Source organism: Pseudomonas gingeri (assembly GCF_013385425.1).
Taxonomy (GTDB): Bacteria; Pseudomonadota; Gammaproteobacteria; order Pseudomonadales; family Pseudomonadaceae; genus Aquipseudomonas; species Aquipseudomonas gingeri_D.
The window spans coordinates 56,463-79,533 of the sequence record NZ_JACAQA010000006.1 but is presented as its reverse complement, the minus strand read 5'-3'; the positions used below and the strand labels follow the sequence as shown (position 1 = coordinate 79,533).

General features: G+C 61.9%; 22 protein-coding genes. 17 read left to right on the top strand and 5 right to left on the bottom strand.

The window, feature by feature from the left end; translation table 11 throughout:
* Positions 1-2 precede the first annotated feature (2 nt).
* On the bottom strand, positions 3-524 hold the full coding sequence (locus tag HX830_RS11730; RefSeq protein ID WP_103496754.1) for a DUF2062 domain-containing protein: 522 nt from the start codon (positions 522-524) through the stop codon (positions 3-5).
* A 136-nt stretch (positions 525-660) separates the two neighbouring features.
* On the opposite strand from HX830_RS11730, the gene HX830_RS11725 reads away from it, so the two are divergent.
* The 12 genes from HX830_RS11725 to HX830_RS11670 all read left to right on the top strand — a co-directional run bounded on the left by HX830_RS11725 (position 661) and on the right by HX830_RS11670 (position 12,152).
* The gene (locus tag HX830_RS11725; RefSeq protein WP_177100319.1) at positions 661-2,877 is read left to right on the top strand and encodes a DNA internalization-related competence protein ComEC/Rec2; all 2,217 of its coding nucleotides are present in this window, start codon (positions 661-663) and stop codon (positions 2,875-2,877) included.
* A 116-nt stretch (positions 2,878-2,993) separates the two neighbouring features.
* Positions 2,994-3,629 (top strand): MotA/TolQ/ExbB proton channel family protein, encoded by a 636-nt coding sequence (locus HX830_RS11720; RefSeq protein WP_177100317.1) that lies wholly within the window; start codon positions 2,994-2,996, stop codon positions 3,627-3,629.
* Positions 3,626-4,054: an ExbD/TolR family protein gene (locus HX830_RS11715; RefSeq protein ID WP_103496757.1), complete on the top strand. Its 429-nt coding sequence runs from the start codon at positions 3,626-3,628 to the stop codon at positions 4,052-4,054. The genes HX830_RS11720 and HX830_RS11715 overlap by 4 nt, the downstream gene beginning before the upstream one ends.
* Positions 4,054-5,064, top strand: coding sequence for a tetraacyldisaccharide 4'-kinase (lpxK, locus tag HX830_RS11710; protein ID WP_177100315.1), 1,011 nt, complete (start codon positions 4,054-4,056; stop codon positions 5,062-5,064). Before HX830_RS11715 ends, lpxK begins: the two co-directional genes overlap by 1 nt.
* Before the next feature lie 25 nt (positions 5,065-5,089).
* Positions 5,090-5,275: a Trm112 family protein gene (locus tag HX830_RS11705; protein ID WP_007931663.1), complete on the top strand. Its 186-nt coding sequence runs from the start codon at positions 5,090-5,092 to the stop codon at positions 5,273-5,275.
* Positions 5,272-6,036 carry a 3-deoxy-manno-octulosonate cytidylyltransferase gene (gene kdsB / locus HX830_RS11700; protein WP_177100313.1) on the top strand — a complete coding sequence of 255 codons (765 nt, stop codon included), beginning with the start codon at positions 5,272-5,274 and terminating at the stop codon, positions 6,034-6,036. Before HX830_RS11705 ends, kdsB begins: the two co-directional genes overlap by 4 nt.
* Positions 6,036-6,500, top strand: a complete 465-nt coding sequence (locus HX830_RS11695) for a low molecular weight protein-tyrosine-phosphatase (RefSeq protein ID WP_177100311.1) — start codon at positions 6,036-6,038, stop codon at positions 6,498-6,500. Before kdsB ends, HX830_RS11695 begins: the two co-directional genes overlap by 1 nt.
* A complete protein-coding gene (gene murB, locus HX830_RS11690; RefSeq protein ID WP_152737134.1) occupies positions 6,497-7,516 on the top strand; it encodes a UDP-N-acetylmuramate dehydrogenase in 1,020 nt (339 codons plus the stop codon). The genes HX830_RS11695 and murB overlap by 4 nt, the downstream gene beginning before the upstream one ends.
* Before the next feature lie 272 nt (positions 7,517-7,788).
* Complete coding sequence (locus HX830_RS11685; protein ID WP_103496762.1) at positions 7,789-8,259, top strand: (2Fe-2S)-binding protein; 471 nt, start codon at positions 7,789-7,791, stop codon at positions 8,257-8,259.
* Entirely contained in the window at positions 8,256-10,574 is a 2,319-nt protein-coding gene (locus HX830_RS11680) for a xanthine dehydrogenase family protein molybdopterin-binding subunit (RefSeq protein WP_177100309.1), read from the top strand. The genes HX830_RS11685 and HX830_RS11680 overlap by 4 nt, the downstream gene beginning before the upstream one ends.
* Positions 10,574-11,560: an XdhC family protein gene (locus tag HX830_RS11675; RefSeq protein WP_177100307.1), complete on the top strand. Its 987-nt coding sequence runs from the start codon at positions 10,574-10,576 to the stop codon at positions 11,558-11,560. Before HX830_RS11680 ends, HX830_RS11675 begins: the two co-directional genes overlap by 1 nt.
* Positions 11,553-12,152 carry a nucleotidyltransferase family protein gene (locus HX830_RS11670; RefSeq protein WP_177100305.1) on the top strand — a complete coding sequence of 200 codons (600 nt, stop codon included), beginning with the start codon at positions 11,553-11,555 and terminating at the stop codon, positions 12,150-12,152. Before HX830_RS11675 ends, HX830_RS11670 begins: the two co-directional genes overlap by 8 nt.
* On the opposite strand, the gene HX830_RS31885 is transcribed toward HX830_RS11670, so the two are convergent.
* The 3 genes from HX830_RS31885 to rne form a co-directional block, all read right to left on the bottom strand.
* Positions 12,130-12,531 carry a hypothetical protein gene (locus HX830_RS31885; protein WP_218171268.1) on the bottom strand — a complete coding sequence of 134 codons (402 nt, stop codon included), beginning with the start codon at positions 12,529-12,531 and terminating at the stop codon, positions 12,130-12,132. The two genes, HX830_RS11670 and HX830_RS31885, sit on opposite strands and share 23 nt — an antisense overlap.
* 4 nt (positions 12,532-12,535) lie before the next feature.
* Positions 12,536-14,662, bottom strand: coding sequence for a pesticin C-terminus-like muramidase (locus HX830_RS11665; RefSeq protein WP_177100303.1), 2,127 nt, complete (start codon positions 14,660-14,662; stop codon positions 12,536-12,538).
* 204 nt (positions 14,663-14,866) lie between these two features.
* Complete coding sequence (gene rne / locus HX830_RS11660) at positions 14,867-18,193, bottom strand: ribonuclease E (protein ID WP_177100301.1); 3,327 nt, start codon at positions 18,191-18,193, stop codon at positions 14,867-14,869.
* Between the two features lie 712 nt (positions 18,194-18,905).
* Here rne and rluC point away from each other — a divergent pair.
* Genes rluC through HX830_RS11645 form a run of 3 tightly spaced genes read left to right on the top strand, consistent with a single transcriptional unit; the run spans position 18,906 to position 21,530 of the window.
* On the top strand, positions 18,906-19,862 hold the full coding sequence (rluC, locus tag HX830_RS11655; protein WP_103496768.1) for a 23S rRNA pseudouridine(955/2504/2580) synthase RluC: 957 nt from the start codon (positions 18,906-18,908) through the stop codon (positions 19,860-19,862).
* Positions 19,852-20,514, top strand: a complete 663-nt coding sequence (locus HX830_RS11650; protein ID WP_177100299.1) for an HAD-IA family hydrolase — start codon at positions 19,852-19,854, stop codon at positions 20,512-20,514. Before rluC ends, HX830_RS11650 begins: the two co-directional genes overlap by 11 nt.
* Positions 20,515-20,534: 20 nt before the next feature.
* Positions 20,535-21,530, top strand: a complete 996-nt coding sequence (locus HX830_RS11645; protein ID WP_103496770.1) for a S49 family peptidase — start codon at positions 20,535-20,537, stop codon at positions 21,528-21,530.
* Between the two features lie 130 nt (positions 21,531-21,660).
* Here HX830_RS11645 and HX830_RS11640 read toward each other — a convergent pair whose 3' ends face one another.
* Positions 21,661-22,239: a Maf family protein gene (locus tag HX830_RS11640; protein WP_152737127.1), complete on the bottom strand. Its 579-nt coding sequence runs from the start codon at positions 22,237-22,239 to the stop codon at positions 21,661-21,663.
* A gap of 106 nt (positions 22,240-22,345) precedes the next feature.
* Here HX830_RS11640 and HX830_RS11635 point away from each other — a divergent pair, with 106 nt between their 5' ends.
* Both HX830_RS11635 and rpmF read left to right on the top strand, forming a co-directional pair.
* Positions 22,346-22,873, top strand: a complete 528-nt coding sequence (locus tag HX830_RS11635; RefSeq protein WP_100940760.1) for a YceD family protein — start codon at positions 22,346-22,348, stop codon at positions 22,871-22,873.
* A gap of 13 nt (positions 22,874-22,886) precedes the next feature.
* Entirely contained in the window at positions 22,887-23,069 is a 183-nt protein-coding gene (rpmF, locus tag HX830_RS11630; protein WP_003179396.1) for a 50S ribosomal protein L32, read from the top strand.
* Positions 23,070-23,071: the final 2 nt, after the last annotated feature.

Here is a 23,071-nt window from a genome sequence, read left to right as displayed (position 1 = left end):
TTTCATGGATGGCGGCGTCGTTCCAGGCGCCGCTTCCATTGCCTGGCCACCCACCAGCGCCAGTAGCTCATGGTCAGGTAATAACCCAGGGCGCCCAGCGCCACTCCCAATACCAGCGAACCCAGCAACAGCGGTTGCCAGAGCGTCGACAGCTGCCCGCTGATCCAGGTCCAGGTCAATTCATCCGGCAGGCCGCGGGGCGGCACGTGCAGCAACCAGGCACCGAGCTGGTAGGCGCAATAGAAAATCGGCGGGATCGTCAGTGGATTGGTCAGCCACACCAGGCTGACGGCAATCGGCATATTGCCGCGCACGAGAATCGCCAGAAATGCCGCCAGCAGCATCTGCAAGGGCATCGGCATCAAGGCCGCGAACAAGCCCACCGCCATGGCCCGTGCCACCGAGTGCCGATTGAGGTGCCAGAGGTTCGGATCGTGGAGCAGGGGACCGAAAAAACGTAAGTGTTTGTGTTCCCTGATGCGGGTCGGGTCCGGCATGTAGCGTTTGAATAAGCGACGCGGCATAAGGCTTCTCGGGCAGTTCAGGCGGGCAGTATGCCCGGATTTTACGGGCGGCCGATTCAGACTTTGTGACAGTAAATAAAGCACCGTCCGCATAACCCGGCTATTCCGAGAGCTGAACGGGTTCAAGGAGTGCTTTATGCGAACAGGGATGTTGGCGCTGGCGGCGGGGTTTGTGCTCTTGCGATTCCTGCCGCAACTGCCGCCTGGATGGCTGTTGCTGGTGCTGCCGGTGCTCGGCTTGATGTTGTTGCCGTTTCGCACTTATCCGCTGGCGTTATTCCTGTTCGGCTTCAGTTGGGCCTGTTTCCAGGCGCAACGGGCGCTGGACGATCGACTGGCGCCGGCGTTGGAGGGCCAGACCCTGTGGGTGGAAGGGCGGGTGGTCGGTCTGCCGCAGCGGGGAGAACAGGTGGTGCGCTTCGAACTGGACGGCGCGATTTCCCGTCGGGCCCGGCTGCCGGCGCGTTTGCGGTTGTCCTGGTTCGGCGGCCCGGATCTGCGCAGCGGCGAGCGCTGGCGCCTGGCGGTGCAGCTCAAGCGTGGACACGGCTTGCTCAATCCCGCCGGGTTCGACTATGAGGCCTGGCTGCTCGCCCGGCGTATCGGCGCGACCGGCACGATCAAGGATGGGCAATTGCTGGGGCCCGCCAGTAGTGCCTGGCGCGATACGATCAGGCGGCGTTTGCTGGAAGTCGATGCCCAAGGGCAATCGGCCACCTTGGTGGCACTGGTGCTTGGTGACGGTTCGGGACTGTCAACGCAGACCTGGCGCGTGCTGCAGGACACCGGCACCCTGCATCTGCTGGTGATTTCCGGCCAGCATATCGGCTTGCTCGCGGGATTGGTCTACGCCCTGATCGCCGGGTTGGCGCGTTATGGCCTGTGGCCGGGCCGCTGGCCCTGGCTGCCTTGGGCCTGTGGCCTGGCCTTTGCGGCGGCGCTGGGCTATGCGCTGCTGGCGGGTTTCGGCGTGCCGGTGCGCCGGGCCTGCGTGATGCTTGCGATGGTGCTGTCGTGGCGTTTGCGTTATCGCCATCTGGGGGCGCTGGTGCCGTTGCTGGCGGCCTTGAACCTGGTGTTGTTGTTCGACCCGCTGGTGAGTCTGCAGGTGGGATTCTGGCTGTCCTTTGCCGCCGTGGCGGTGCTGATCTTCACCTTCAGTGGGCGACTGGGTGCCTGGAGCTTCTGGCAGAGCTGGAGCCGTGGGCAATGGGTGATTGCCCTCGGCCTGCTTCCGGCGTTGCTGTTGCTGGGCCTGCCGGTCAGTCTCAGTGCGCCGTTGGCCAACTGGGTCGCCGTGCCCTTGATCGGTCTGTTGGTATTGCCTCTGGCCCTGCTCGGCACGCTGCTGTTGCCGCTGCCCTGGTTGGGCGAGGGGCTGCTGTGGCTGGCCGGCGGTTTGCTCGCTGGGTTGTTTCAAGGGCTCGAATGGTTGGCCGCGCAAGTGCCGGCCTGGATACCGGCGGCTGTTCCGTTGTGGGCCTGGGCGCTGAGTGGCCTGGGTATCCTGCTGCTGTTGCTGCCGGCCGGTATTCCTCTGCGTCCCTTGGGGTGGCCATTGGCGGCGTTGGCGGTATTCGCGCCTTCAACGCCAGTGGCCCAGGGCGAGGCCGAGGTCTGGCAACTGGATGTCGGCCAGGGCCTGGCGATCCTTGTCCGAACCCGTGAGCACAGCCTGCTGTATGACGCCGGACCGCGCTTCGGCGAGTTCGACCAGGGCGAACGGGTGGTGCTGCCATCCTTGCGCAAGCTGGGGGTACGCCGGCTCGATACGCTGTTGCTCAGCCATGCCGATGCCGATCACGCCGGTGGGGCCCTGGCCGTGCAACGCGGTTTGCCGGTGAGCGAGGTGCTCGGCGGCGACGTCGAGGGTTTGCCTGCGGCGTTGCAGGCCCAGCCGTGTGCCAGTGGCCGGCACTGGCAGTGGGATGGCGTGCGCTTTTCCCTGTGGCGCTGGCCCCTGGCCCGCGACAGCAATCAATCCTCCTGCGTCTTGCAGATCGAAGCCAATGGTGAGCGTCTACTGCTGACCGGCGATATCGATATCGAGGCCGAACGGGCCTATCTCGAGAGTCCGTTGGCCGTTGCCAGCGATTGGTTGCAGTCGCCCCATCACGGCAGCCGCAGTTCCTCATCAATGGTTTTCCTGCAACGTCTGGCCCCGCGCGGCGTGCTGATTTCCCGTGGGCGCGGCAATGCCTTCGGTCATCCCCACCCACAGGTCATCGCGCGTTACAAAGCTCTGGACATGGCTATCTTCGACAGCGCGGAGCAGGGCGCACTGCGCCTGGTGCTGGGGCGTTTCGACGAGCCGCGGTCCTTGCAAGCCGCACGACGCTTCTGGCGGCAATAGTCCGCTGCCTTTCAATAACCCTGGGTTATTAAAGTCCCCCGGCATGCGTCATCACGATCTTCGGCCCGCGCAACCCCTATGTTAGAGTGGCGCACTTTTTCGAGGGGACTGTCACTGTGTGGGAATTGGTCAAGTCCGGCGGCTGGATGATGCTGCCGATCATTTTGAGCTCCATCGCTGCAACGGGCATCGTCGCCGAGCGCCTATGGACGCTGCGGGCCAGCCGCGTGACCCCGGAGCATCTGCTCGGGCAGGTCTGGCGCTGGATCAAGGACAAGCAGCTGGACAAGGAAAAACTCAAGCAACTGCGCGCCGATTCCCCCCTGGGCGAGATCCTTGCCGCGGGCCTGGCCAACTCCAAGCATGGTCGCGAGATCATGAAAGAGTGCATCCAGGAAGCCGCTGCCCGGGTCATCCACGAACTGGAGCGCTACCTCAGCGCCCTCGGCACCATCGCCGCCATGGCGCCTTTGCTCGGGCTGCTGGGTACGGTGCTGGGCATGATCGATATCTTCAGCTCGTTCATGAGTACGGGCATGACCACCAATGCCGCCGTGCTCGCCGGGGGGATTTCCAAGGCGCTGGTCACCACGGCTTCGGGCTTGATGGTCGGGATTCCGGCGGTGTTCTTCCATCGTTTCCTGTTGCGCCGGGTCGATGAGCTGGTGGTGGGCATGGAGCAGGAAGCGATCAAGCTGGTCGAGGTGGTGCAAGGCGACCGCGACGTCGACATGCCAGAGGGCAAAGCGTGAAATTCCGCCGCAAGCCCCTGGAACCGGTGGATATCAACGTGACGTCGTTGATCGACGTGGTGTTCGTCCTGCTGCTGTTTTTTGTCACCACCACTACCTTTACCCGCCAGACCGAGTTGCGGGTCGACTTGCCGCAGGCGGTCAGCGGCTCGCCGGCCGAGGACCATATTCCCAAGCAGCTGGATATCGCCATCAGTGCCGAGGGTGTCTACACGGTGAACAACCAGCGCCTGCCGAGCAATGACCTGGCCAGCCTGATGGACGCGGTGCAGAAAGAGTCCGGTGGCGATACCAGCCTGCCACTGTCGATCAGCGCCGATGGCAAGACCCAGCATCAGGCCGTGATCACCGCAATGGATGCGGCCGGCAAGCTGGGTTTCAGCCATCTGCGCATGACCACTGTCGAAGCGGCGCCGGCCCCCTGATGAGCTTCTCCGAGCGCCTGCTCGCCGCCTGGTACGATGGTCATCCGGCATTGACCCTGCTGCGCCCGCTGGAGTGGTTGTATCGGCGGGTGGTCGACGGCAAGCGTGCGCGTTTCGTCGCGGGCGAAGGCACGATCTACCAACCGCCGGTGCCGTTGATCGTGGTGGGCAATATCACTGTCGGCGGTACCGGCAAGACCCCGATGATTCTCTGGTTGATCGAGCATTGTCGGCAGCGCGGCCTGCGGGTCGGTGTGGTCAGTCGCGGCTACGGTGCCAAGCCGCCGCAGTTGCCCTGGCGTGTGCACGCCGATCAGGCGGCAGCACTGGCCGGTGACGAACCGCTGCTGATCGTCCAGCGCAACGGCGTGCCGTTGATGATCGACCCGGACCGCAGTCGAGCGGTCCGGGCCTTGCTGGCGACGGAAAAAATCGACCTGATCCTTTCCGACGATGGCCTGCAGCATTACCGTCTGGCCCGCGACCTGGAACTGGTACTGATCGATGCCGTCCGGGGCCTGGGCAACGGCCGTTGCCTGCCCGCCGGCCCGCTGCGCGAACCGATTGAGCGCCTGCAAAGTGTCGATGGCGTACTCTACAACGGTGCCAGCGAGGACCGTGACAACGGCTTCGCCTTCCACCTGCAGCCGACGGCGCTGGTCAACCTGCTGACCGGCGAGCGCAAGCCCGTCGATCATTTTCCACCCGGGCAGGCCGTGCACGCGGTCGCCGGTATCGGCAACCCGCAACGTTTCTTCAACACCCTTGAAACGCTACACTGGCAGCCTGTGCCCCACGCCTTTGCCGATCATGCCGAGTACAGCGCCGCGGCCTTGAGCTTCGAACCGACGCTGCCACTGGTGATGACCGAAAAGGATGCGGTGAAATGCCGGGCCTTCGCGGCGCCCGACTGGTGGTACCTGGCGGTGGATGCGTTACCGTCCGAGGCCTTCAAGGCCTGGTTCGACACCCAGCTGCTGCGCCTGTTGCCCGACCGTCTCTTGCCCTAAACCCGTTTTTATCCAGGGAATCCTCATGGACACCAAACTGCTCGACATCCTCGCCTGCCCGATCTGCAAAGGTCCCCTCAAGCTCAGCGCCGACAAGACCGAACTGATCAGCAAGGGCGCGGGCCTGGCCTATCCGATCCGCGACGGCATTCCGGTCATGCTGGAAAGCGAAGCCCGGACCCTGAGCACCGACGAGCGCCTGGACAAATGAGCACCCCGTTCGTCGTCGTGATTCCGGCGCGCTTTTCCTCCACCCGCCTGCCGGCCAAGCCGCTGCAACTGATCGCCGGCAAGCCGATGATCCAGCACACCTGGGAGCAGGCGTGCAAAAGCAGCGCCCAGCGGGTGGTGGTGGCCACTGATGATGCACGTATCGTCGAGGCCTGTCGGGCCTTTGGTGCCGAAGTGCTGCTGACCCGCGAAGATCACGAGTCCGGCACCGATCGCCTGGCCGAGGTCGCCACTTTGCTGGGCCTGGCGGCGGATGACATCGTCGTCAACGTCCAGGGCGACGAGCCGCTGATTCCCCCTGTGGTGATCGATCAGGTCGCGGCCAACCTCGCGGCCCACAGTGAAGCGCGCATGGCCACCCTGGCCGAGCCGATCCACGACGTGGAAACCCTGTTCAACCCGAATGTGGTCAAGGTGGTCAGCGACATCAACGGCCTGGCGCTGACGTTCAGCCGCGCGACCCTGCCCTGGGCGCGGGATGACTTCGCCATCAGCCGCGAGCAACTGCCGTCAGGCATACCGTTCCGCCGGCATATCGGCATCTATGCCTATCGTGCCGGCTTCCTGCATGACTTCGTCAACTGGGGCCCATGCTGGCTGGAAACCACCGAGCGCCTGGAGCAGCTACGGGCGCTGTGGCACGGCGTGCGGATTCATGTCGCCGATGCCTTGGAGGCGCCACCGACCGGCGTCGATACGGCGCAAGACCTCGATCGCGTTCGTCGGTTGCTGGAGGTCTGATGCGGGTTCTGTTTGTCTGCCTGGGCAATATCTGTCGTTCGCCCACGGCCGAAGGTGTGTTGCGGCACAAATTGCGTGAGGCCGGCCTAGCCGAACAGATCGAAGTGGCTTCCGCCGGCACCGGTGCCTGGCATGTCGGCAAACCACCGGATACTCGCAGCCAGCGGGCGGCGCGGATGCGCGGCTATGACTTGTCGGCCCAGCGTGCCCGACAGGTCGCGGCGGCGGATTTCAACCGCTACGATCTGATCCTGGCCATGGACCAGAGCAACCTGCGCAACCTCAAGTTGCTCCAGCCGGCCCAGGGCAAGGCCGAACTGGACCTGTTCCTGCGACGTTATGACGGGGCGGTGGAGGAAGTGCCGGACCCGTACTACGACGAAGAACAGGGTTTCGAGCAGGTCCTGGACCTGATCGAACAGGCCAGCGATCGGCTGGTGATCGAACTCAAGGGGCGTCTATGACCCTGCAAGTGCAAGCCGGGGTCTCCCTCAAACCCTATAACAGCTTTGGTGTCGATGTTCGTGCGCAGTGGTTCGCCGAGGCCCACAGCGATGCCGATGTCCGCGAGGCCCTGGCCTATGCGGCGCAGCATCAGTTGCCGTTGCTGGTGATCGGTGGCGGCAGCAACCTGTTGCTGACCGCGGATATCCAGGCGCTGGTGTTGCGCATGGGCACCCGGGGGATTCGCCTGCTGCGCGATGATGGCATCAATGTCGTGATCGAAGCCGAGGCCGGCGAGCCCTGGCATCCCTTTGTGCTGTCGACCCTGGCCCAGGGCTGGAACGGTCTGGAAAACCTCAGCCTGATTCCCGGCACCGTTGGTGCAGCCCCGATGCAGAACATCGGCGCCTACGGGGTCGAGATCAAGGATGTGTTTGCCGGCCTGACCGCGCTGGATCGCGAGACGGGTGAGTTGCGCGAGTTTTCCCTGCAGGAATGTCAGTTCGGTTATCGCGACAGTCTGTTCAAACACGCCGCCGGGCGTTGGTTGATCCTGCGTGTACGCTTTGCCTTGAGCCGTGCCGAGCATCTGCACCTGGGCTACGGCCCGGTGGCCCAGCGCCTGGCCGAGCAGGGTGTGAGCCAGCCGACCGCCAGCGATGTCAGTCGGGCCATTTGCAGTATCCGCAGCGAAAAGCTGCCCGATCCCGCTGTGCTGGGCAATGCCGGGAGTTTCTTCAAGAACCCCCTGGTGTCGGCTGCCCAGGCTGCCGAATTGAAGTTGGCGCATCCCGGGCTGGTGAGTTATCCACAGCCTGACGGCCAGGTGAAACTGGCGGCGGGCTGGTTGATCGAGGCGGCGGGCTGGAAAGGTTTTCGCGAAGAAGATGCAGGTGTACACCTTTTGCAGTCCTTGGTGCTGGTCAACTATGGCACGGCGAGCGGCCTGCAATTGCTGGCCCTGGCCCGGCGGATCCAGGCTGACATTTTGCAACGATTTACCGTTGAGCTGGAAATGGAGCCGAATCTCTACTGAGGCTATGCTTTTTCGGTGATAGCGCTGGCATCTGTCGCAGCGTTATCACCGGCAAGCCCGATTCAGAGCGATCCAGCGTACACAAGGCTTTTTTCCGAATACGGCTTTCCCTTCGCCGGCCAACGGCGTAAAAACAGATCCCATGAAAGGCCCGATGAAGCGTTTGCTTCATGAGAGAGCCTGTTAGCCTGAGTCGATCCGCCCCGTGTCGAACCGTGGCACTCAACGGCGGATGGCTCGACCCCATAACCTTGAACTATGCGGGCGTGCCCATGATTACCCTGAAACTCAACGGTCAAGACCATCCACTGGACGTCACCGAGGACATGCCGCTGCTCTGGGCGATCCGTGATGTGGCGGGTTATACCGGGACCAAATTCGGCTGCGGCATGGGACTGTGCGGTGCCTGCACCGTGCACATCGACGGGCTGCCGGCACGTTCCTGCATCACCCCGGTCGGCTCCGTGGCGGGGCAGAGCATCAGCACCATCGACAACCTGCACAGCGATCCGGTCGGCCAGGCTGTGCAGCAGGCGTGGCTGGACGGCGGCGTTGCCCAGTGCGGCTTCTGCCAGGGCGGGCAGATCATGTCGGCCACGGCCTTGCTCAAGGTCAACCCCAAGCCCAGCGATGCCCAGATCGAAGAGGCCATGGTCGGGAATATCTGCCGTTGCGGGACCTATAACCGCATCAAGACGGCCATTCACCAGGCCGCGGCCCATCTGCGGGAGACCAAGGCATGAACCCGTCCCTGAACGATTTCGTCCTGAGCAATCTCAGCCGGCGTGGCTTTCTCAAGGGTGTCGGCGCCACCGGTGCACTGGTCCTGGCGGCAAGCTGGGGCCTGCCCGAGGCCTTTGCCGAAGGCGAGCAGAAATATGGGGCCGACCATATGCCCAATGGCTGGGTCGATGATCCCAAGGTCTATGTGAGTATCGAGGCCGATGGCAGTGTGACGGTGATCTGCAACCGCGCCGAGATGGGCCAGGGCGTGCGCACCAGCCTGAGCATGGTGGTGGCGGACGAGCTTGAGGCCGACTGGGCAAGGGTCAAGGTCAAGCAGGCGCCGGGCGACGAGGTGCGTTTCGGCAACCAGGACACCGACGGTTCCCGCAGCATGCGCCACTGGTACGAACCGATGCGGCGTTGCGGCGCGGCGGCCCGGACCATGCTCGAACAGGCGGCGGCCGCGCAGTGGAAAGTCCCGGTGGCGGAATGCCGGGCGCAGCTGCACAAGGTTATCCACAGCCCGAGCGGGCGCGAGCTCGGTTACGGTGCCCTGGCGGCCGCCGCCGCCGCACTGGCCGTTCCTGCCCGCGACAGCCTGAAGCTCAAGCAAGCGTCGGAATTCCGCTATATCGGCAAGGAAGCGTTCCGGGCCATCGACGGCGCGGATATCGTCAATGGCCGAGCGTTGTACGGTGCCGATGTGCATTTTGAAGGCACCGTCTACGCCACTGTAGCTCGTCCTCGAGTGTACGGCGGCAAGGTCAAATCCTTTGATGCCAGCGCCGCGCTGAAGGTCCCGGGCGTGCTCAAGGTCGTGGAAATCGAAAGTCGTCCGTTGCCTTCCGAGTTCCAGCCGCTGGGTGGTGTGGCGGTGATTGCCAGCAATACCTGGGCGGCGATCAAGGGCCGCGACGCGCTGATGATCGTCTGGGATGACGGCGTCAATGCCGGTTATGACTCGATTGCCTACCGCCAGGAACTGGAAGCCTCGGCACGCCAGCCGGGCAAGGTGGTGCGCGATACCGGCAATGTCGAGGAGGCCCTGAAACGCGCCGACAGCCAGTTCGAAGCCGGTTATTACCTGCCGCACCTGGCCCAGTCGCCGATGGAACCGATGGTTGCCATCGCCCGTTTCAACGACGGCCACTGCGAAGCCTGGGCGCCGACCCAGGCACCCCAGGTGACCCGCGAGCGGATCGCCGAGCGCCTGGGGATCGGCTTCGACCAGGTGACGGTCAACGTGACCCTGCTCGGCGGCGGTTTCGGGCGCAAGTCCAAGCCTGACTACATCATCGAGGCGGCCATTCTTGCCAAGGCAATGCCGGGCCAGGCCGTGCGCGTGCAGTGGACCCGCGAGGACGATATCCACTATTCGTATTTCCACACCGTGTCGGCGGAATACCTGCGGGCCAGCCTGAACAAGGATGGCACGCCGTCCGGTTGGCTGCACCGCACCGTGGCACCGAGTATCACGGCACTGTTCGCGCCCAATATGAACAACGAGGGCGCCTTTGAACTGGGCATGGGCTTTACCAACATGGCCTACAACATTCCCAACGTGCGCCTGGAAAACCCGGAGGCCAAGGTGCATACGCGGGTGGGCTGGTACCGTTCGGTATCGAATATCCCCCATGGTTTCGCCATCCAGAGTTTTGTCGATGAACTGGCCCATAAAGCCGGCCAGGATCCACTGGCCTATCAGCTCAAGTTGCTGGCGCCGGATCGCCAGATCGACCCGCGTACCCTGAGCGATCAATGGAACTACGGTGAGTCCCCCGAGCGTTATCCCATCGATACCGGGCGTATGCGCGCAGTCCTGGAAACCGCGACCAAGGCCGCCGGCTGGGGGCGCAAGTTGCCGCCGGGGCGTGGCCTGGGGCTGGCGGTGCATTACAGCTTTGTCACCTACGTGGCCGCGGTGATCGAGGTGGAGGTCAAGGATGACGGCAGCTTGATCGTGCACAAGGCCGATATCGCCGTGGACTGCGGTCCGCAGATCAACCCGGAGCGGATCCGCTCGCAGTTCGAAGGGGCCTGCGTCATGGGCCTGGGCAACGCCGTGCTGGGCGAGATCAGCTTCAAGGAGGGCAAGGTCCAGCAGGACAATTTCCATATGTACGAAGTGGCGCGCATGTCCCTGGCGCCGAAGGAGGTGGCGGTGCATCTGGTCACGCCACCGGGCGAGGTGCCGTTGGGCGGTGTCGGTGAGCCGGGCGTGCCACCGATTGCGCCGGCGCTGTGCAACGCGATCTTTGCCGCCACCGGCAAGCGTATCCGCAACCTGCCGGTGCGTTACCAGCTGCAAGGCTGGAACCAGGTGAAAGCCTGATGGACAGTGTCGATCTGAATGTCCTGCGCAGTGTCCTGCAATGGCGTCGCGCGGGGCAGCGGGTGGTGCTCTACAGCGTGGTCCAGACCTGGGGCAGTGCGCCACGGCCGCCGGGGGCGATGCTGGCCTTGCGCGAGGATGGCGTGGTGATCGGCTCGGTGTCCGGAGGCTGCATCGAGGATGACCTGATCCAGCGTTTGCAGGATGGACGCCTGTCGGAAGACGGGCCGCCGGTGCAACTGGTGACCTATGGCGTGAGCCGTGACGAGGCGGCGCGTTTTGGCCTGCCCTGTGGTGGGACTTTGCGCCTGACCGAGGAGCGGGTAGGCGATCCGGGTTGGGTGGCGCAGTTGCTGGCGCGCTGCGAGGCCCATGAGATTGTCGCTCGGGAGCTGAACCTGGCCACCGGCGAAGTGACCTTGAGCAACGCGGGCAAGAGCGACACCCTGAGTTTTGACGGTGAGCGCTTGCGGGCGATCTACGGTCCGCGCTGGCGCTTGCTGCTGATCGGTGCCGGTCAGTTGTCGCGCTACGTGGCGGAAATGGCCCGGTTGCTGGATTTCGAAGTCTTGATCTGCGATCCACGCAAGGAGTTCGTCTACGGCTGGGAAGAACAGCACGGGCGTTTTGTACCGGGCATGCCCGATGAGGCGGTGCTGAATATCCAGACCGACGAACGCACGGCGATCGTCGCCCTGACCCATGACCCCCGGCTTGACGATATGGCGCTGCTGACGGCGCTGAATTCCCGGGCGTTTTATATCGGTGCGCTGGGCTCGCGGGTCAATAGCCAGAAGCGCCGAGATAATCTGGCGGTGTTGGGCTTGAGTGCGGAGGCCATTGCTCGCCTGCATGGTCCGATTGGCCTGCATATCGGCAGCCATACACCGGCGGAGATTGCCTTGTCCTTGATGGCGGAAGTCGTCGCGATCAAGAACGGCGTCGAGTTACGGCAGAAAAAGCCGGAGCTGGCGGCCAGTGAGTGAGGAGATCGCGGCTATTGTCCTGGCGGCGGGGCAGGGCAGTCGTTTTCGACAGGCGGCGGGGGCCGATCAGGACAAGTTGCTGGCGCGCTGTGTTGGGCGTGATGGTGTCGAGCGGGCTGTGTTGGAGCATGTGCTGCTGAGTTTGCCGCAGGGGCTTGGAACCCGGTTATTGGCGACGACGGCGGATCGCTTGGAGGTCATTCGTCTGGCGCAGGTGTATGGCTGCCGGGTGCTGCTGATCGAGTCGACGGGCATGGGCGACAGTCTCGCCGCTGCAGTGACGGCGACGGCCGAATCGGCGGGCTGGCTGGTGGTGCTGGGGGATATGCCGTTTATCCTGCCGGGGACGATTGCACGGGTGATGGCAGGGATTGAAGGCGATGGAGTTTTCGTGCCGGTTTTTCGAGGTGAGTATGGGCATCCGGTGGGATTCGGGCGTTCGTTTGGACCGGCCCTGATGGGTTTGTCGGGAGATCGCGGGGCCAAGCCGCTGTTTGCGGAGGGTAAAGTGCGAGAGGTTTCTGTCGAAGATCCTGGTGTGCTTTGGGATGTAGATGTACCGGCAATGCTTACTCCTGGCGGCTACAGCTAAGGTTTCCTATGCGATTCCCCTCTATGGGAATCAAGCAGATAAAGCGTTCCTCCCCTGTCAACGCACGTGGGGTAATTGAAAGTGTTGTTTCTATTCCACTTTTCGAGAATTTTATATTTTCGAAGTCGGCATCGGTAAAGTCGGCTCTTAAGGATTTTCCCTCAAAACTACAGAATTTTTTCCTTGAGGAAATGCTCCAGTTTTTATCAGGATCTAAAATTTCTACATTCAAGCAGGGGTAATTGTCGCGACTTATCAAGTAGCGTGCGACTGTGCTTCCAAAGCGCCTGGAGTCCACTTCGAAGATTGATCTGTAGCTGATTTCTTCGGCCATTGTGCTTGCTGTGTAGAGAAGTACTAACGCTGTTATTTTTTTCATAAAGTTACCTCAAATGCCTTATACGTCTGTTGAACCTGTCGGATGGTACGTTAGGCCAATTCAAGCGGTTGCTCATGATGTTCAATAACCTTGGGAGATCGTTTTCTACAAAGTGCCTTTGCAATAGGAGTCTGGCGTCAGCGTCGTAGTCTCCTCTGTATCTTAAGTCGACTATCAGATCCTGAATTTTTTTTTCTATTGTGTCCCAGTCCAGGGCTCCATATTCGCGATTTTTGGAAAGCTTCTCTGAAATTCGGATAACTTCGCTCTTCATGAATTCATAGACTGGGATGAATAAATCATGCTGTTGCTTTCTGGATATGGAAAACCTCTTTATCTCCAGGCTGGCAGCCTTGAGATAGTTTCTTGCCGCCTGACCATGAAGCCCTTTGGCGCCAATCAACCAGCTATACAACGGCTCAGGAATATTGGCCGCCGCCAGATCGGCTTCGGCATTTTTGTTCTGTCCCAGATCATACCCGCGACCAATGGTTATTCCCGATGCCCCACCCGGCCAGTGCACCTTGCGACTGAAGTAGATATGCAGCGGATGGGCAGGATCATCAATATCATTACCTTCCACGTCAAACGTCAGCTGTCCTCGCTCCACCGTGAGCCACTTGAGGTCGTTTTCATCTTCGATGACCACAAAGTTTGCCAATAACCCGATGGGATGAAAGTACCAGGCTTTCCCGTCCGGATTGATCCCATGCTTTCCCGCCAACTCGGCCCACCAGGACAGTTTCTGAATCCGCTTTTTCTCCTGCTCCCAGCGTTTATTGGGTTCGCTGTCACTGTGTCGTAGCAGGTGATCCAGCTCATTCCATTTGGCGGGGTTCCAGAACCACTCGCTTTCATAATGAACAATCAACTGCGAAATGGCTTGGGCGTGATGGGGATTGTCCAGCGCGGCGCGAATTCGCTTTGGTGTCAGCAGCGGGCTGACCGCGATGGAATCAGCGTTGCCCTGGATAATCTGGCGCAGTCGGGTCTTGATCGGGCCGTTGTTCGCCTTGTGCACCTGCAAGTCGTAGTCGGCCTGTTGTGCCTTGCTGAACAACTCCATGGCCTGGAAGTGACAGGCCAGCTGTTCGCTATGGCAGGTCGTTTCGCGCAGGCAATCAAAGCCGGCCCAATCCCACGGGCTGTAGTCGTCGAAGAACAGCGCACTCTCGCCCAGCCAGCCGCTGACACGCTGGCCACTGGCATCGGCCATGCGGTTCTTGAGGTGCCACCAGTGCTGGGTGTAGGGCTTCAGGCCGGGCAGGGCAAAGGTGTCGCGGATCCGGTGATCGGACGGCAGGTTATCGAGGACCACCCGTGGCAGGATCAGGCCCGGGAGCGTCCGCAGGCTGCGTTTTGCCATCTTCGGCGGGTGACTGGCGTTGATATCAGGAGTGTGTGGCACCAGAGCACTGGCGATTCTACTGATGCGGGCCAGGCTTCTTTCACTCTCGGGGAGGCTGGCGGCATAGGCGCGACTCTTTTCGATAAAGGCCGGCACATCGTCGCAACTGAAGACTTCCAGATGCAGCAGGCCTTGGCCATCCCCATGACTGGGTGTACTGAAGATGCCGGGATGACCGATCAGTGCTCCAGCCTTGATGGCGAACGGAGTATCGAGAGAGATGACCCGGGCCTTGGCTTGAGGTTCTTCCATCCAGAAAGCCGGCCTGGCTCTGCCGGGGTCGCGCTGGTAGTGCTCCCAACTGAGTAAATGCATATAGAGGCTGTAGAACGTCAGCGACTGTGGCGGCAGCGGGGAGATTGCGCTGTACGGCTGGCCGGGAAGGCTCAGGCAATGCTTGATCAGCACGAACCCCGTTGAATAGGCCGCCGGCTCGCCGTTGGCCTTGGGGGAGGTGGGGTAGGCCTGATCGATGCGGTAGGCAATGACTTCGCCATCGGCAATGCACCGTACGGCCTCCTGGTCGAGGAGCGCCGCCGTGTTCTTGTCGAAATGCACCCCGCCATGCCAGAGGCCGCCTTGCCCCAGCGGGTAGGTGCCGCCCGTGGCTTTGGCCAGGGCGTCGTAGCAGGTTTGCGGGTCCGCGACTTCCCGGCTGCGAGCACCTGCAACCTTGAAAGGAAAGCACCAGGCCAGCCTCTTGTTTGCGTTCTTCATGAACATTGCCCTCTCACCCGTCCCTGAGAGGCTGACTGTGCGCCGACGAAAAGCGGGAGTCAGTCAGTGGGCTTCAGTTTGTGATGTAGGGCTTTTCCTTGCTGCATGGCGGCTGGATCTTCAGGCAGGAAAGGAGGTGGGCTATGAATGGTGGACAAAAAAAGCCCCGCCTGCATCGCTGCAGGCGGGGCTTTTCAACAGCCGTCAGAGTCAGGCGAGGGGTTTAGGCTCGTGGGCTTCTTCCTGGGCCTTGTGGTTATGTTCAACCACTTCTTCGACGGACTGCAGGTTTTCGTCGATGGTCGGTGCAGCCGCTCCGCTTTCAGTCGGCACGAACTCCGCTGGAGCCGCTTCAGGCGCAGGCGTCGGTTCGGCAGCGACCACGGCTTCTACTGCGGGGGCAGCAGCGGCACGTTCGGCAGCTTCCTGAGCCAGGCGCTCTTCTTCACGCTTGCGACGACGCACTTCACGCGGATCGTTCGGAGCGCGACCGTTGCTGGTCAGGGCGCTGGCCGGAGCCGCCTCGGCAACCGGTGCAGCGACTTCAGCCACGACTGGAGCAACCACCGGAGCAGGCTCTGGCTGTGCAACCACGGCTGGCTCTTCAGCCACCACAGTTTCGGTCACGGGTGCCTGAGGTGCTTCGACGGCTGGCTCGGACCATTGGAACGTGGCCTGGACTTCCTGAGCCGGCTCTGGCGCGGGCTCCGCAACCGGAGCTTCGACGACAGGGGCTGGAGCAACAGGTTCTTCAACGACTGGCGCTGCAACAACCGGTGCTTCGACAACCGCGGTTTCGATGGCCGGTTCAGGTGCCACGAATACCGGCAGTTCAGCGGCAACCGCTGGCTCGACGGCGGCTTCAACCACGGGCTCGGCTTCACGAACCGGGGCGACTTCCACTTCCGGTACCGCTGGCGCTTCCACCGGGGTGGTGGCTTCAACGACCGGAGCTTCAACCTCCGGGGTTTCCTGGATCGCGGCAGTGGCCAGTTCGGCCTGCTGATGCGCCTCGGCTTCGGCTGGAGCACTGATCACGCTGCTGGCGACAGCGGCGGTCACGGCCAGGCCGGCAGCCAGTTCGGCACCGGTAGCGTGCTCATGGTGCTCTTCGCTGCCTTCTTCCGAACCTTCGATCACGTTGCCGTTGGCATCACGTTGACGCTCACGACGGTTGCTGCGGCGACGCTGACCACGGGAGCGGCGACGTGGACGATCGCCACCCTCGGCGTTGTCCTGGCCGTCGTCCTGCAGATGCTCTTCGCCCTGCAACACTTCTTCTTCACCGGCAACAGCAGGTTGCTCGGCACGCGGTTGGCGTTCTTCACGCGGTGCACGCGGCTGACGTTCTTCACGTGGCGCACGGGCTGGACGCTCTTCAGCGACTACAGCAGCCGTTGCAGCAGCGGCGACGGCCGGTGCGGCATCCAGTGGCTCGCGCAGTTCACGCACGCGTTCTTCACGCTCGCCACGTGGCTTGCGATCTTCACGCGGGGCGCGCGGTGCACGTTCTTCACGCGGAGCACGTGGAGCACGTTCCTCGCGGGCTACGGCCGGGGCTTCGTCACGCACTTCGCGGACTTCACGTGGCGCACGCTCTTCACGCGGCGCACGTTCTTCCCGTGGGGCGCGTTCTTCACGCGGCTCGCGCGGTGCACGTTCTTCACGTGGCGCACGTTCTTCGCGCGGCTTGCGCTCTTCATCGCGGCGACCGTTACGGTTGCGGCTCTGCTGGCGACCGTTGCGACGCTCTTCGTTACGGGCCGGACGCTCGGCTGCCGGTTTTTCAACCACGGCCGGTGCAACAGGCTCTTCCTTGCTGGCGAACAGGCTGACCAGCGACTTCACCAGGCCCTTGAACAGGCTTGGCTCGGCGATAACCGGTGTGGGTGCGGCAACCGGAGCGGCGACTTCTTCGGCCGGAACCGGAGCGTTGGCGCGGACCGGAGCGGTCTTGACCGCCGCTTCCTGGCGAACCAAGGTACGGGTGGCCGCGGCCGGCTGGACTTCTTCCACTTCGGCAGCGGCAGCGGCGATTTCGTAGCTGGACTGGTTGGTGTGGGCTTCCGGGCTGTCATCACGCAGACGTTGCACTTCGAAGTGCGGCGTCTCGAGGTGATCGTTCGGCAGGATCACGATGCGTGCACGGGTACGCAGTTCGATCTTGGTGATCGAGTTGCGTTTTTCGTTGAGCAGGAAGGCTGCAACCGGGATCGGCACCTGGGCGCGGACTTCGGCGGTGCGGTCCTTCAGGGCTTCTTCTTCGATCAGGCGCAGGATCGCCAGGGACAGCGATTCGACGTCACGGATGATGCCGGTGCCGTTGCAACGCGGGCAGACGATGCCGCTGCTTTCGCCCAGGGACGGACGCAGGCGCTGACGGGACATTTCCAGCAGGCCGAAGCGCGAGATACGGCCGACTTGTACGCGGGCACGGTCGGCTTCCAGGCACTCGCGGACTTTTTCTTCCACGGCGCGCTGGTTCTTGGCCGGGGTCATGTCGATGAAGTCGATGACGATCAGGCCGCCGATGTCGCGCAGGCGCAACTGACGGGCGATTTCTTCAGCGGCTTCCAGGTTGGTCTGCAGCGCGGTTTCTTCGATGTCGCTGCCTTTGGTGGCGCGCGCCGAGTTGATGTCGATGGACACCAGGGCTTCGGTCGGATCGATGACGATGGAGCCGCCGGAAGGCAGTTCGACGACGCGCTGGAAGGCGGTCTCGATCTGGCTTTCGATCTGGAAACGGTTGAACAGTGGCACGCTGTCTTCATACAGCTTGATCTTGCTGGCGTACTGCGGCATCACCTGGCGGATGAAGGTCAGGGCTTCGTCCTGGGCTTCAACGCTGTCGATCAGCACTTCGCCGATGTCCTGGCGCAGGTAATCGCGGATGGCGCGGATGATCACGTTGCTTTCCTGGTAGATCAGGAAAGGCGCGGAGCGATCCAGCGAGGCTTCTTTGATGGCGGTCCAGAGTTGCAGCAGGTAGTCGAGGTCCCACTGCATTTCTTCGCTGCTGCGGCCAAGGCCGGCAGTGCGCACGATCAGGCCCATGTCGGCCGGGGCAACCAGGCCGTTCAGCGCTTCACGCAGTTCATTGCGCTCTTCGCCTTCGATGCGACGGGAGATACCGCCGGCACGTGGGTTGTTCGGCATCAGTACCAGGTAACGACCGGCCAGGCTGATGAAGGTGGTCAGGGCGGCGCCCTTGTTGCCACGTTCTTCTTTCTCGACCTGGACGATGACTTCCTGGCCTTCGCTCAGGACGTCCTTGATATTGACGCGGCCTTCGGGGGCTTTCTTGAAGTATTCGCGGGAGATTTCTTTCAGCGGCAGGAAGCCGTGGCGCTCAGAGCCGAAATCGACAAAGGCAGCCTCAAGGCTTGGCTCGATGCGAGTAATCCGGCCTTTATAGATATTGGCCTTCTTCTGCTCGCGTGCACCGGACTCGATGTCCAGGTCGTAGAGGCGCTGGCCGTCTACCAGGGCAACACGCAACTCTTCGGGTTGAGTTGCGTTAATCAGCATTCTTTTCATGTAGTACCGTCGGTTTCCGGGCTGCCGGAAACGGCGTTCGGCACACACGACTTCTCACGGTCGGTGTCAGGTGCGTCAGGAGTGGTTGGCCATTCCTGTGTCTGGCGAGGTTCGTCCAGAGGGGACGAAGTCGCGACTCACGCGTCCTGCTTCTTGGGGTGACAAAAGGCACCTCACAAGCAAAAGCTCTGTCAGGAGGAGGAATCAACCGCGGGTGTGGACGATATGAAGCGTCTTGATAAAGCCTAATGCTACACAGTCCGACGGTTGTGCATCTCCACCCTACACGTATCCCTGATAATTCGGGTGCGGCCGCGCGCAGAATCCGCAGCGGGTTGGCATTTACCGTGTTCTCCGAAAGGGGAAAGCACGCTCATGGCTAATTAGGCGTTGTTTCCGATGCCTTCGCCCAGGTGTGACTCGTGACCGACTGCACTTTGTGAACTGGCCGTTAATACCGGCTCGGGAAACGAGTGTTGACTCAGTTTTCCGGCGCGCTTCAGGCCTCATGTCACCTGCGCTCGTTACGATCGCGAACCTTTCCTCGAACGGCGAAAGCCCCGTAGGACGGCCTCGCATCCTGATGAATTGCGTTGGGCAGGGCCGGCTGTTGGCCGTTGGTCCTCTGTCCAGCCGCTTTTGGCGGCGTTCGCGACTATAGCAGCAATGATTAAGTGCTTCAATTCCATAAAAAATTGTTATCATCGCCGGCATGACGACGACTACCCCCCCGACTCCAGGCGTACAACTGCTTGAGGTCTCGCCGGAATATGCCGGCCAGCGCATTGACAATTTCCTTCTCGCTCGGCTCAAGGGTGTGCCCAAGACCTTGATTTACCGCATTTTGCGCAAAGGCGAAGTGCGAGTGAACAAGGGGCGCATCAAGCCCGAGTACAAACTCCAGGCCGGCGATATCGTGCGGGTTCCGCCCGTGCGCGTCCCCGAGCGCGACGAACCGGTGCCTTTGGCCCAGGGGCTGTTGCAGCGCCTGGAGGCTTCGATCGTGTTTGAAGACAAGGCCCTGATCGTGATCAACAAGCCGGCCGGTATTGCCGTGCACGGCGGCAGCGGCCTGAACTATGGCGTGATCGAAGCCTTCCGTCAGTTGCGCCCGGATGCCAAGGAGCTGGAACTGGTCCATCGCCTGGACCGCGACACCTCCGGACTGCTGATGATCGCCAAGAAGCGCAGCATGTTGCGCCATCTGCACGAAGCGCTGCGCGGCGACGGCATCGATAAACGTTATATGGCCCTGGTGCGTGGTAACTGGGCGGCTTCGATCAAGCAGGTGCGCGCGCCCTTGCTCAAGAGCAACCTGCGCTCCGGCGAGCGCATGGTCGAGGTCAACGAGGAGGGCAAGGAGGCGCTCACGGTGTTCAAGGTACTGCGCCGTTTCGGTGATTTCGCCACCATGGTCGAGGCCAAGCCGGTGACCGGTCGGACCCACCAGATTCGTGTGCACACCTTGCACGCCGGGCACTGTATTGCTGGCGACAGCAAGTACGGTGACGATGGTTTCACCAAGGAAATCCGCGATCTGGGCGGCAAGCGCCTGTTCCTTCACGCCTATATGCTGACCGTGCCGCTGCCCGATGGCGGCGAATTGAAGTTGCAGGCACCGGTGGATGAAATGTGGGCCAAGACGGTGGAGCGACTGAGTGCGGTCTGAATACAAGCTGCTGATTTTCGATTGGGACGGCACCTTGGCCGATTCCATTGGTCGGATTGTCGAGGCGATGGGGGTGGCGGCCGCGCGTTCGGGTTTTGTCCCGCGCGATGAGACGGCGGTCAAGGGCATTATCGGTCTCGGCTTGCCGGAAGCGATCTGCACCCTGTACCCGGCGATCAGCGATGAAGAACTGGTGGTTTTTCGCCAGCACTATGCCGACAGCTACATTGCCCTTGAAACGGTTCCTTCGCCGCTGTTTCCAGGCGTCCTGGAGTCCATGGAGGCGTTTCGCGCCGGCGGCTACCAGTTGGCGGTCGCGACCGGCAAGAACCGTCGCGGCCTGGATCGGGTATTGAAGGCCCATGGCTGGTCGGATTATTTCGATATCACCCGCGCCGCCGATGAAACCGCCAGCAAGCCGCATCCGCTGATGCTCGAGCAGATTCTCGCCCATTGTCGTGTCCCGGCTTCCCAGGCCCTGATGGTCGGGGACTCGGTGTTCGATTTGCAAATGGCTCGCAATGCTGGCATGGATTCAGTGGCTGTAGGTTATGGTGCCTTGTCGATGGATGAGTTGCGGGTGTTCGAGCCGCGCTTGGAGATTGACAGTTTTCCACAGTTGCATGCCTGGCTCGATGGCCGGGTCAATTGAATTCGTTGGGGTGAGTACGCATGTCTGATGAATGGGGCGCGCCGCCAAAGGCGAATGCCGAATCGGGTTCGGGTGATGACAGGAGCTGGAAGCTGCTGGAAAAGACCTTGCTGGCCGGTGTGCAGGAGCAACGTCGCTCGCGGCGCTGGGGGATCTTCTTCAAGCTGCTGACCTTTGTGTATCTGTTCGGCGCGCTGGTGATGTTCTCGCCGCTGATCAATATGGAGAAGAGCGCCGGTCGTGGGGCTCACTACACCGCCCTGATCGAGGTGCGCGGGGTGATTGCGGACAAGGAGTCGGCCAGTGCCGACAATATTGTCGGCAGTCTGCGTACGGCCTTCGAGGATCCGAAGGTCAAGGCGATCATCATGCGTATCAACAGCCCGGGCGGCAGTCCTGTGCAGTCGGGTTATGTGTTTGACGAGATTCGTCGTCTGCGTGGCCTGCACCCGGATACCAAGGTGTACGCGGTAATTTCCGATATCGGGGCTTCCGGCGCCTACTACATCGCCAGCGCGGCGGACGAGATCTATGCCGACAAGTCCAGCCTGGTCGGTTCCATTGGGGTGACGGCGGCCGGCTACGGTTTTGTCGGCACCATGGAGAAGCTGGGTGTGGAGCGTCGCCCGTACTCTTCGGGTGAGCACAAGGCGTTTCTCGATCCGTTCCAGCCACAGAAGGCCGATGAGACCAGGTTCTGGCAGGGTGTCCTGGACACCACCCACAACCAGTTCATCGCCAGCGTGAAGAAGGGGCGTGGTGATCGCCTGAAAGACAAGGATCATCCCGAGCTGTTCTCCGGGCTGATCTGGTCCGGCGAGCAGGCGTTGCCATTGGGCTTGATCGACGGCCTGGGCAGTGCCAGTTCCGTGGCGCGGGATGTGATCGGCGAGAAGGAGCTGGTGGACTTTACCGTTCAGGAATCGCCTTTCGATCGCTTCTCGAAAAAGCTGGGTGCCAGTGTCGCCGAGCAGTTGGCGATGTGGATGGGCTTCCAGGGTCCGACCTTGCGCTGATGTTCGTGCAGCCATAAAAAACCGGTCGTGAATGACCGGTTTTTTTATGGGCGGAATGCAGGGTTCCGGTATGTAGGAGCAAGCTTGCTCGCGATCAGCCGGCAGGCTGAGGGCGTGCCGATGGCGCGCATTACGGAATCTGTACGCCTTCGACCAGCAACATGTCCACAAGACGAATCAGTGGCAGTCCGATCAGGCTGGTGGAATCCGGTCCTTCCGTGCTCTGGAACAGGCTTACGCCCAGTCCCTCGGCCTTGAAGCTGCCGGCACAGTCATAGGGTTGTTCGGCGTGCAGGTAGCGTTCAATGCGTTCGACCGTCAAGCTGCGCATCTGCACGCTGAAGGGGACGCAGTCCACCTGGCATGCCCCGGTCTGGCTGTTGAGCAGCGCCAGTCCGGTGAGAAAGCTCACGCGAGTGCCGCTGGCGGCCAGCAGCTGTTCGCGGGCTTTCTCGAAGCCGTGGGGCTTGCCGAGTATCTGTCCGTCGAGTACCGCGACCTGGTCCGAACCGATGATCAGGTGCGCCGGATGATGGGCGGCCAGGGCCCGGGCCTTTTCCTTGGCCAGGCGTTTGACCAGCTCGATGGCGGCTTCGCCGGGACGCTGGCTTTCGTCGATATCCGGCGAGGCGCAAGTGAAAGGCAGGCGCAGGCGGGTCAGCAATTCCCGGCGATAGGCCGAGCTTGAGGCAAGTAACAAGGGCAGCATGCGGTTCTCCTGAGGCAGGTCGCCGATTCTAGTCGGCCGGCCGGCTGACGGACAGGGCCTAATTTCCTTTGACAGTGGCAGGGTGCATCCCTAGAATGCTGCGCCTATGTTGAATGACCCGATTCCACCTCACGTTGACCCGCGCAAATTGGCTGATCGTGGCACCACCCTTCAAGGTGAACTGCTGCTGGCCGATTTGGAGAGACTCTGCGACTCGCTTTCCGACACTGTCGGTACGGTGCAGGCTAAATTCGTTTTTGAACGAGATGAACGTAAGGCCGTGATGATTCACAGCTTTATCGACACCGAGGTCAAAATGGTTTGCCAGCGTTGTCTTGAGCTGGTCACCCTGCCGATCCACAGCGAATGCAGTTATGCTGTGGTGAAGGAGGGTGCGAATACCCAGTCGTTGCCGAAAGGTTATGACGTGCTGGAACTGGGCGAAGATCCTTTGGATCTGCAGGCATTGATCGAGGAAGAGCTTCTGCTCGCCTTGCCCATTGTGCCTGCTCATCATCCGGAAGAATGCCAGCAGCCGGCGGGGCTCGATGAGCCCGAACCGAGCGAGGACGAGGTAACGCGGTCCAACCCGTTCAGTGTATTGGCGCAGTTAAAGCGTGACCCAAACGTTTAGGAGTTAATCAATTATGGCTGTTCAGCAGAACAAAAAATCCCGCTCCGCCCGTGACATGCGTCGTTCGCACGACGCCCTCGAGGCAAGCACCCTGTCCGTGGAAAAGACCACCGGTGAAGTTCACCTGCGTCACCACGTATCGCCAGAAGGCGTATACCGTGGCCGCAAAGTGATCGACAAGGGCGCTGACGAGTAAAT